8 protein-coding genes are annotated in these 9,608 nt (G+C 71.8%); 5 read left to right on the top strand and 3 right to left on the bottom strand.

Annotated elements, in window-relative coordinates:
• The first annotated feature begins 145 nt into the window (after nucleotides 1-145).
• The 3 genes from ACFVZW_RS32020 (at nucleotide 146) to ACFVZW_RS32010 (ending at nucleotide 4,823) form a co-directional block, all read left to right on the top strand.
• A complete protein-coding gene (locus ACFVZW_RS32020) occupies nucleotides 146-769 on the top strand; it encodes a GntR family transcriptional regulator (protein WP_383560158.1) in 624 nt (207 codons plus the stop codon).
• 329 nt (nucleotides 770-1,098) lie between these two features.
• Entirely contained in the window at nucleotides 1,099-3,804 is a 2,706-nt protein-coding gene (gene aceE / locus ACFVZW_RS32015; RefSeq protein WP_384528780.1) for a pyruvate dehydrogenase (acetyl-transferring), homodimeric type, read from the top strand.
• A 56-nt stretch (nucleotides 3,805-3,860) separates the two neighbouring features.
• Entirely contained in the window at nucleotides 3,861-4,823 is a 963-nt protein-coding gene (locus tag ACFVZW_RS32010; protein WP_384528777.1) for a helix-turn-helix transcriptional regulator, read from the top strand.
• 431 nt (nucleotides 4,824-5,254) lie between these two features.
• On the opposite strand, the gene ACFVZW_RS32005 is transcribed toward ACFVZW_RS32010, so the two are convergent.
• Entirely contained in the window at nucleotides 5,255-6,172 is a 918-nt protein-coding gene (locus ACFVZW_RS32005) for an SDR family oxidoreductase (protein ID WP_384528775.1), read from the bottom strand.
• Nucleotides 6,173-6,271: 99 nt separating this feature from the next.
• Here ACFVZW_RS32005 and ACFVZW_RS32000 point away from each other — a divergent pair, with 99 nt between their 5' ends.
• Nucleotides 6,272-6,790 (top strand): DUF4240 domain-containing protein, encoded by a 519-nt coding sequence (locus tag ACFVZW_RS32000; protein ID WP_384528814.1) that lies wholly within the window; start codon nucleotides 6,272-6,274, stop codon nucleotides 6,788-6,790.
• Nucleotides 6,791-7,120: 330 nt separating this feature from the next.
• Here the strand turns inward: ACFVZW_RS32000 and ACFVZW_RS31995 are convergent, their stop codons facing one another.
• The gene (locus tag ACFVZW_RS31995; RefSeq protein ID WP_384528772.1) at nucleotides 7,121-7,966 is read right to left on the bottom strand and encodes an SDR family NAD(P)-dependent oxidoreductase; all 846 of its coding nucleotides are present in this window, start codon (nucleotides 7,964-7,966) and stop codon (nucleotides 7,121-7,123) included.
• Nucleotides 7,966-8,751: an SDR family NAD(P)-dependent oxidoreductase gene (locus ACFVZW_RS31990; protein ID WP_384528770.1), complete on the bottom strand. Its 786-nt coding sequence runs from the start codon at nucleotides 8,749-8,751 to the stop codon at nucleotides 7,966-7,968. The genes ACFVZW_RS31995 and ACFVZW_RS31990 overlap by 1 nt, the downstream gene beginning before the upstream one ends.
• A gap of 138 nt (nucleotides 8,752-8,889) precedes the next feature.
• On the opposite strand from ACFVZW_RS31990, the gene ACFVZW_RS31985 reads away from it, so the two are divergent.
• Entirely contained in the window at nucleotides 8,890-9,537 is a 648-nt protein-coding gene (locus ACFVZW_RS31985) for a TetR family transcriptional regulator (RefSeq protein ID WP_384528767.1), read from the top strand.
• The last annotated feature ends 71 nt before the right edge of the window (nucleotides 9,538-9,608 follow it).

The raw sequence follows: 9,608 nt of genomic DNA, 5'->3' as shown, positions 1-9,608 counted from the left end.
GTGTGCGGCTGCGGCTGGGGGCGGGTCCCCCCACTTCGTGTTCCTCACCCCCCCCCCCCGCCGGCCCCCCCCGGGTGGTGGGGGGGGGGGGGGGCCCCGCCGCCGTATTGTCTTGGGTGTCAACGCGTCCCTAAGGAGCGGCTTCATGAGCGTGCCCGTCGTCCACTCGCTGCGCGAACAGATCCGCGAGCACATCGTGGAGGGCATCGTCAGCGGTCGCTGGAAGCCGGGCGAGCGGATCGTCGAGCGCCGCATCGCGACGGAGCTGGAAGTCAGCCAGACGCCGGTGCGCGAGGCGCTGCGCGAGCTGGAGTCGCTGCGGCTGATCGAGTCGTCGCCGAACAAGGGCGTGCGGGTACGGAACCTCACCGCGGCCGACCTGGAGGAGAGCTACCCGGTCCGGGCCGGTCTGGAGCAGATCGCGGCGGAGCTGGCGGCGAAGCGCCTCGCGGCCGACTGTTCGGCCCTGGAGCCGCATGTGACGGCCCTCTACGAGGCGGACCGGACGGCCGACGGGACGGCGCAGGTACGACACACGGTGGCCTTCCACCGGGAGCTGGTGAAGGCCGCCGGGAACAGCGTGCTGCTGCACACCTGGGAGGGCCTGGGCATCGAGGTGTTCACGGCGTTGTCGATCCGCTGGCTGGGCACGGTCCAGAAGTCGTACGCGGAGGAGCACCAGGAGCTCGTGGAGGCCTTCCGCCGCGGCGATCCGAACATCGGCGCCCTGGTCAAGGCCCATGTCCTCGGCTGCGCGCCGAGAGCCTGAAGCACCCCCGTACGTCCCGAGTCCTTCCTGAGCGCCTCCCCGAGGTTTCCTGAGCAGTTCCCTGAGCGGACCCGCCCCCGGCGGGTCCGCTCATTCGTGCGACCCCCCTCTCATCCGCCCTCCCACCTGCGAAAACAAGGCACCCGGTGCCCCTTTTCGCGGCACCCTGTGCCGACTTTCTCGATCTGAAGAGGTTTTCCCCTTCAACCCTTTGATCGATCATCGATCGGCGGCTTAGAGTCTTCGGCGGGCCGCTACCCGGCCCTTCGCCCTGTCCTGCCAGACAAGGCACCCCTTCTCCACCCCCATCTGTCCGGAAGGCGGCGATCATGACCGATCCCGTAGGCAAGATTCCGAGTGAGCTCGACCAGCTCCCGGACCGTGACACCGAGGAGACCGCCGAGTGGGCGGCCTCCCTGGACGCCGTCACCAAGGCCGCCGGCCCTCACCGGGCCGCCTACCTGATGCGCCGCACGCTGCAGCACGCCGAGGGCGCGGGCCTGGCCCTGCCCAAGCTGCTGGAGACGGACTACGTCAACTCCATCCCCACCTCCGCGGAGCCCGTCATCGACGGCGACGAGGAGATGGAGCGGAAGATCACCGCCTGGAACCGCTGGAACGCGGCCGCCATGGTCACCCGCGGAGCCAAGCACGGCGTCGGCGGCCACATCGCCACCTTCGCCTCCGCCGCCTGGCTCTACGAGACCGGCTTCAACCACTTCTTCAAGGGCAAGGAGTCCGGGGACGCCGCCGGTTCCGGCGACCAGCTCTACATCCAGGGCCACGCCTCCCCCGGGATCTACGCCCGCGCCTTCCTCGACGGCCGCCTCAACGAGGCGCACCTCGACAACTTCCGGCAGGAGTCGGGCGGCAACGGCCTCCCCTCCTACCCGCACCCGCGCCGCCTGCCCTGGCTGTGGGAGTTCCCGACCGTCTCCATGGGTCTGGGCCCGCTCTCCGCCATCTACCAGGCGCGTTTCAACCGCTACCTCACCAACCGCGGCATCAAGGACGTCTCGTCCTCGCACGTGTGGGCGTTCCTCGGTGACGGCGAGATGGACGAGCCCGAGTCGACCGCGGCACTCGCACTCGCCGCCCGCGAGGGTCTGGACAACCTGACCTTCGTCATCAACTGCAACCTGCAGCGCCTCGACGGCCCGGTCCGCGCCAACTTCAAGATCGTGCAGGAGCTGGAGGCCCAGTTCCGCGGCGCCGGCTGGAACGTCGTGAAGTCGCTGTGGGGCGGCGCCTGGGACGAGCTGTTCGCGCTCGACACCACCGGCGCCCTCGTCCGCCGCCTCCGCGAGGTCCCGGACGCGCAGGTCCAGACGTACCAGACCCGCGACGCCGCCTACATCCGCCAGGACTTCTTCGGCTCCGACCCGGCGCTCGTCGCGATGGCGCAGCTGCTGAGCGACGACAAGATCCTGGAGTGCTTCCACCTCTCGCGCGGTGGCCACGAGCCGCGCAAGGTCTACGCCGCGTACAAGGCCGCGCTGGAGTTCAAGGGCGCGCCGACGGTCGTCCTCGCGCAGACCGTCAAGGGCTTCACCCTCGGCGAGGGCTTCGCCTCCAAGAACGCGAACCACCAGATGAAGAAGCTCTCGGTGGACGAGTTCAAGAACATGCGCGACCTGCTCGGCCTGCCGATCTCGGACGCGCAGTTCGTCGACGGCGTGGTGCCCTACGGCCACCCCGGCGCCGACTCCCCCGAGGTCCGCTACCTCCAGGAGCGCCGCGCGGCCCTCGGCGGCCCGGCCCCGGCCCGCCGCGTCCAGCCGCTGGCCCCGCTGCCGGCCCCGGCCGAGAAGGCGTTCGCCGCCTTCGACAAGGGCTCCGGCACGCAGTCGATGGCGACCACGATGGCGTTCGTCCGCCTCGTGAAGGATCTGATCCGCGACAAGGAGACCGGCAAGCGCTGGGTCCCGATCGTCCCGGACGAGGCCCGTACCTTCGGTATGGAGTCGCTGTTCCCGTCGCTCGGCATCTACTCGCCGAAGGGCCAGACGTACGAGCCGGTCGACCGCGACCAGCTGATGTACTACAAGGAGGCCGTCAACGGCCAGATCCTCAACGAGGGGATCACCGAGGCCGGCTCGATGGCGGACTTCATCGCCGCTTCGTCGTCGTACGCGACGCACGGCGAGGCGATGATCCCCTTCTACATCTTCTACTCGATGTTCGGCTGGCAGCGCACCGCCGACCAGATGTGGCAGCTCGGCGACCAGCTCGGCCGCGGCTTCCTCGTCGGCGCCACCGCGGGCCGTACGACCCTGACCGGTGAGGGCCTCCAGCACGCGGACGGCCACTCCCCGATGATCGCGGCCACCAACCCGGCGGCGCTGTCCTACGACCCGGCGTTCGCCTACGAGGTCGCGGCGATCGTCAAGGAGGGTCTGCGCCGGATGTACGGCGAGGCCGCCGAGGGCGAGGACCAGAACGTCTTCTACTACCTCACGGTCTACAACGAGCCGATGCCGCAGCCGGCCAAGCCGGACGGTGCCGACGAGGGCATCATCAAGGGCCTGTACCGCTTCAACACGGCGGAGTCGGCCGGCCTGGACCTGCCGGCGGACGCCTCGCGGATCCAGCTGCTCTCCTCCGGTACGGCGATCCACTGGGCCCTGGAGGCGCAGAAGCTGCTCGCCGCCGAGTGGGGCGTGGGCGCCGACGTGTGGTCCGCGACCTCGTGGACGGAGCTGCGGCGCGACGCGCTGGAGTCCGACGCGGCGCTGCTGCGCGGCGAGGAGCGGGTCCCGTACATCCGCAAGGCGCTGGAGGGCGTGGAGTCCCCGGTCCTCGCGGTCTCGGACTACATGCGTCAGGTCCCCGACCAGATCGCCCAGTGGGTCGAGCAGGACTGGTCCTCGCTCGGTGCGGACGGCTTCGGTCTCTCCGACACCCGCGAGGCGGCCCGCCGCCACTTCGGCGTCGACGCGCAGTCGATCGTCGTCGCGGCCCTCGCCCAGCTCGCCCGCCGCGGCGAGGTCCCGGCCTCGGCCGTGAAGGAGGCGCGCGAGCGCTACGGCCTCTGACGAGGTCCGGAGGCGAACCGAGCCCACGAAAAGAGGCGGGCACGCATGATGGGTTCATGCGTGCCGCCCGGCTGATCAAGATGGTCCTGCTGCTCCAGTCCCGTCCGTCGATGACGGCGGCCGAACTGGCCACGGAGCTGGAGGTGTCCGAGCGGACCATCACCCGCGATGCCCTCGCCCTCTCGGAGGCGGGGGTTCCGGTGTATGCGGACCGGGGTCGGGCGGGTGGGTACCGGCTGATCGGTGGGTACCGCACCCGGCTGACGGGCCTGGCGCGCGGTGAGGCCGAGGCGCTGTTCCTGTCCGGACTGCCGGGCGCGCTGCGGGACATGGGGCTCGACGACGCGGCCTCGGCGGCCCGGCTGAAGGTGTCGGCCGCCCTTCTGCCCTCGCTGCGCGACGCCCCCGAGTCGGCGGCCCAGCGCTTCCATCTGGACGCGCCCGGCTGGTACCAGGAGCCGGAGACGCCCGAGTTGCTCGCCCCGATCGCGGAGGCCGTCTGGGACGACCGGACGATCTCGGCCCGCTACCGGCGCGGGGAGACCGAGGTGGAGCGCGAGCTGGCGCCGTACGGGCTCGTGCTGAAGGCCGGGGTCTGGTACCTGTGCGCGCGCTCGGGCACGGCGTTCCGCACGTACCGGGTGGACCGCTTCGCGGCGGTGGCCCTCGGTGAGGAGCGTTTCGAACGGGACGGGTCGTTCGATCTGCCCGCCTTCTGGGCGGAGCGGGCGGCGGAGTTCGCCCGCTCGATCCTGCGCGCCGAGGTCGTCCTGCGGCTCTCGGCGGCGGGGGCGCGGCGGCTGCCGTACGTAACGGACCGCGCGGCGGCGGAAGAGGCGCTGGCGTCCGCCTCGACGGACGCGGAGGGCCGGCTGACGACGACGCTCCGCGTGGAGAGCGAGGAGGTCGCCTTCAGCCAGCTGCTCACCCTGGGCCCGGAGGCGGAAATCCTCGCCCCCCACTCCCTACGAACCCGCTTCACGGAGGCGGCACGGGGCCTCGGGGCGCTCTACGACTGAGCGAGGCGGTCTGGGCCGCGGCGCGGAAGCGGCCAAGCCGCCCCTGGCCGCCGCGTCCGAGCCGCAACGCGGCGACCTGAGGCATAACAGCCTGCGACGCCGCGCCCCCCAGCCCGGCCGACGGCGGTCAGGGACCGCGGCCCTCGACGCCGCCACTCCGGCCGCCCGCGTCCGAATCCACCGCTCAAGGGCCCGAGGCCGTCGTCCCGGTCGAGTGGACGATCGGGGTACGGGAGAGGGCCGACGAGGGCCGTCCGTCCTTCCTGCGACCCGCCCCCGGGCAGGGGCTACCGCCGGCAGTCAGAGCCCACGGGCCTCAGGGCCGCCCCTGGCCGCCCGCGTCCGTGCCGCCGCTTCGGGCTGTCGGCTGCCCCGACCGCGGACACGGGCCGGCGGTCGCGGTCCGCCTCCCGTGCCGCGCGCCCCGCGCCCTAGCGGTAGTCCGCCACGTCCGGGGCGCCCGTCTCGTCCGCGATCATGAAGCCCCACGCGTCCGGCTGGGAGCCGTCCGCGTCCGTGAAGCCGTACTCCCGGGCGAGGCGGCCGCTGTCGAGCGACCGGCCGTTCCAGCGCGCCCGGTCGGGGTCCGCCGCGAGCGCCGCCACCGCCCTGCCGACGTACACCGGCGACTCGGCGATCGCGAAGCCGGGGATCCTCTCGATCGCGTCGCGCCAGTTCTCCTCCGTGACCTCGAAGGCCGCCAGCATCTGCTCCGAGCGCAGCCAGCCCGGCGTGAGCGCGACGGCCGTACCGCCCACGCTCTCGAGGTCATGGGCGAGCGCGAACGCCATCCGCAGGGGCGCGCACTTCGCGAGGTCGTAGAAGAAGTTGTTCCGGAACCGGGTGTTGTACTCGGTCGTGCCGTCGGTCATCTCGACGACCAGGCCCCCGGGGTGCCTGATCAGCAGCGGCAGCGCGAGGCGGGAGGTGATCGCGTGCGTCTTCACACCGAGCTCCAGCATCCGCAGACCGCCCGTCAGATCGGTCTCCCAGACCTTCTTGCCGAACTCGATCAGGTGCTCGCCGCCCCAGACGTCGTTCACCAGGATGTCGAGCCGGCCCTGCTCCTTGTCGATCCGTTCGACCAGCGCCCGGACCTCCTCGATCTCCAGATGGTCGGTGGGAACGGCGATGCCCTCGCCGCCGGCCGCCGTCACCAGCTCGGCCGTCTGCTCGATCGTCTCGGTCGTACGGCCGACCTCGCTTACCTTCTCCCGGGTGGTGCGCCCGGTCACGTACACGGTGGCGCCCGCCGTGCCGAGCTCCACGGCGATGGCCCGTCCCGCGCCCCTCGTCGCGCCCGCGACCAGTGCGATCCTGCCGCTGAGCGGCTTCGTCTCCGTCTCCATGGAACGAGCGTGACAGGAAAGTACGACATCTCCTGTCCGGTTTCATTTTGGTCGTTTCCGGGTGCGTCGCCCTCCCCCAAGGTCGATGCTTGGTCCGTGATGGACGAGACGGAGTTCTGGGAGATCATCGACTCCACCCGCGAGGCCGCCGAGGGCGACCCCGAGGAACACGCCGACCTGCTCGTCGAGCGGCTGCTGCAGCTCGACCCCGACTCCGTGCTCGACTTCGCCCGCCACTTCGAGGCCCGCTACAACCGCGCGTACCGCTGGGATCTGTGGGGCGCGGCGGCGGTGCTGCTCGACGGGGCGAGCGACGACGCCTTCGACTACTTCCGTTGCTGGCTGATCGGGCAGGGCCGCGAGGTCTTCGAGGGCGCGGTGCACGATCCCGACGCGCTGGCCGAGCTGCTGGTCGAGTTCGACGAGGAGATCGACGGGGACGGCGAGGAGTTGGGCTTCGCCGCCGACGAGGCGTACGAGCAGCTCACCGGCGCGGAGGCGCCGGATCTGGGGATTCCGCCGCAGCCGGCGGAGCCGGAGGGCGTGGCGTTCGACCTGGAGGACGACGAGGCGCTCGCGGCGCGCTATCCACGGCTGTGGGAGCGCTTCGGCGCCTAGGGTCTTTCGTTTGGATCAGGCCGGATCAGTGAGCGGGGTCTGGTGCCGTGGATCGCAAGGCGGAGGAGGGAGGCATGGCGGTGGGGGCACCTCCCGTGCCCGAAGGGCTACGGGGGACCATGCCGACCGACGACAACGCGGCTGGGGGTACCCCCTGCTCGAAGAGCTTGGGGGAGCGGCACCAGGGCACGCGAGCCCGGCAAGATCCAAACGAGAGACCCTAGGGCGGGCGTGTCCGGCGGATGGGGGTCGGACAGGCCCCAGGCCGCAGGCTCCATGGAGGAGGTACGAACCCGGGGGCCGTCCCCACCCCGGGTCCGCACCGGTCCGTCAGCCGAGCCGCAGCTCGGGATCCACCTGACCGAGGATCATGTCCGTCCGCGCCGGCAGGGCCTCGTGAAGGGTGTCGGGCTGCGGGACCACCCAGAACTTCCCCTCCGCGATCTGCGCGAAGACCCGCTCCGCGTGCTCCTCGGGGGTCAGACCGCGCTCGTCGCTCATGGTCTGGAGGTGGTCGGAGAAGCCGGTGACCTCGGGTGCTTGGTCCGCGCCGGGGCGGGCCGCCCGGAAGATCTCGCTCTTGACCGCGCCGGGGGTCACCACGGACACCTGGATCGGAGCGCCCTTCATCCGCATCTCGTAGTGCAGCGACTCGGTCAGCGCCAGCGTCCCGAACTTGGTGACGCTGTACGGCGCCATCAGCGGGCTGGGCAGCAGGCCTCCGATGGAGGACACGTTCACCACCCAGGCCCGCTCGCCCCGCTCCAGCATCCGGGGGACGAAGGAGCGGATGCCGTTGACGTAGCCGCCGATGTTGATCCGGAGCATGGCGTCCCAGCGCTCGGCCGGGATCTCCCAGGAGTAACCCATGGCCATGATCCCGGCGTTGTTGACCAGGAGGTCGACGGCGCCGAAGCGGGTGTACGCGTGGTCGGCGAGGGCGTCGACGGAGGCCGGGTCGGCGACGTCGGTGACGACGGTCTCGACCTCGGGCCGGGTGTCGGTCGCGCGCAGCTCGTCGGCGACGGCGGCGAGGCGTTCGGCCGCGATGTCGGCGAGGACCAGCTTCATGCCGAGTCCGGCGGCATGACGGGCGAGCCCGGCGCCGATGCCGGAGGAGGCGCCGGTGATGACGGCGGTCCTCCCGCCGAAGACACGTGCGGCGAGGGAGGTCATCAGAAGTGGGTCCCGCCGTCGACCCGGACCTCGGTGCCGGTGATGAACTTCCCGTCCTCGCTGGCCAGCATGGCCACGACACCGGCGACGGTCTCCGGTCCGGCGAAGCCTTGGCCGAGGGCGGGGGCGAGCTTCGCGAAGAGGGACCAGTCGGTGTCCTCGGGCAGACCGGGGCCGACGGACTGGCGGCTGGCGCCGGTGCCGTCGGTCATGCCGGAGGAGATGGAGCCGGGCTGGACGGCGGTGAAGCGGATGCCCTGCTTGGCGTACTCGGCGGCCAGCGCGTGGGTCATGGACTGGATGCCGCCCTTGCTGGCCGCGTAGGCGGCCATGTAGGGGTGGGCGAACATCGCCGAGGTGGAGGAGAAGTTGACCACGGCGGAGCCGTTGCCCTGCAGGAGCGCGGGGATCGCCTCGCGGATCACCAGGAAGGTGCCGGTCAGGTTGACCCTGACGACCTGCTCGAAGGAGTCGAGGCTCGTCTCGTGGGTGTGCGAGGAGCGCAGGATGCCGGCCGCGTTGACCAGGACGTCGAGGCCGCCCAGCGTCTCGACGGCGGTGGCGACGGCCGCGCGTACCGAGGTCTCGTCGGCGACGTCGATGACGACGGTGGTCAGACGGCCGCCGGCCGCGCCCGCCTTGGCGACGGTGTCCTTCAGCCCGTCCTCGCTGATGTCCGCGGCGACGACGCTGCCGCCCTCGGCGAGGATGCGCCGCACGGTGGCCTGGCCGATGCCGGAGCCGCCACCGGTGACCAGTGCGCGGCGTCCTTCGTAGCGGTTCATGTCCCTGTCCGACCTCTCGACGACGAGGCTCTCGATGGCGAGCCTCGCGATGTACGGACACCGTACGTCCAAGTGGCACGATTTGCCATAGCTGCATGAAATGCATGGTAGGCAGAGGCGGGGCGTACCCTTCGTACGGTGAGCACCAAGCCCCCCTCCCTGACGGAGCGCCGCAAGGCCGCCACCCAGCTCGACATCGCCCGGGCCGCCGCCGAGCTCTTCACCGAGCGCGGCCCTGACGGCACGACGGCCGAGGACATCGCCCTGCGCGCCGGGGTCGCCCTGCGGACCTTCTACCGCTACTTCCGCTCCAAGCAGGACGCCGTCGCCCCGCTCCTGGCGGGCGGCGCGGACCGCTGGCGCGAGTCGCTCGCGGCGGCCGAGCCGGGCTCGACGGTGCCGGCGGCGCTGGAACGGTCGATCAGGGAGGCACTCGCGGCGGCCGACGAGGAGGCCGCGGAGGGGTTGCGGTGGACGCGGGGACTGCTGCGGGCGGCGGCCGCGGATCCGGCGCTGCGGGCGGTCTGGTACCGGGTCAACCAGGAGTCGGAGGAGAAGCTGCTGGCCGTGGTGGCCCAGCTGGCCGGACCGGACGCCGACCCGCTGGAGGTGCGGCTCGCGGCGGCGGCGGCCACCGACGCGATCCGGGTGGCCCTGGAGGCGTGGGCGGAGACGGACGCCCCGGTACGGGGCAAGGGGGCACCGGCCGAGCTCGCGGTGCGGTGTCTGCGCGAACTGATGGGCGGGATGGCCCCGTTGACACCCCGGGAGGCCGGGCGCGCCTAGGGGGTGTCTTGTCGATCAGGCCGGATCGGGGAGCGGCGTCTGGTGCCGTGGATCGCAAGGCGGAGGAGGGA

Origin of the sequence: Streptomyces sp. NPDC059567, assembly GCF_042735655.1 — a bacterium.
Classification (GTDB): Bacteria; Actinomycetota; Actinomycetes; order Streptomycetales; family Streptomycetaceae; genus Streptomyces.
This window is presented reverse-complemented; position numbering and strand designations above follow the sequence as displayed.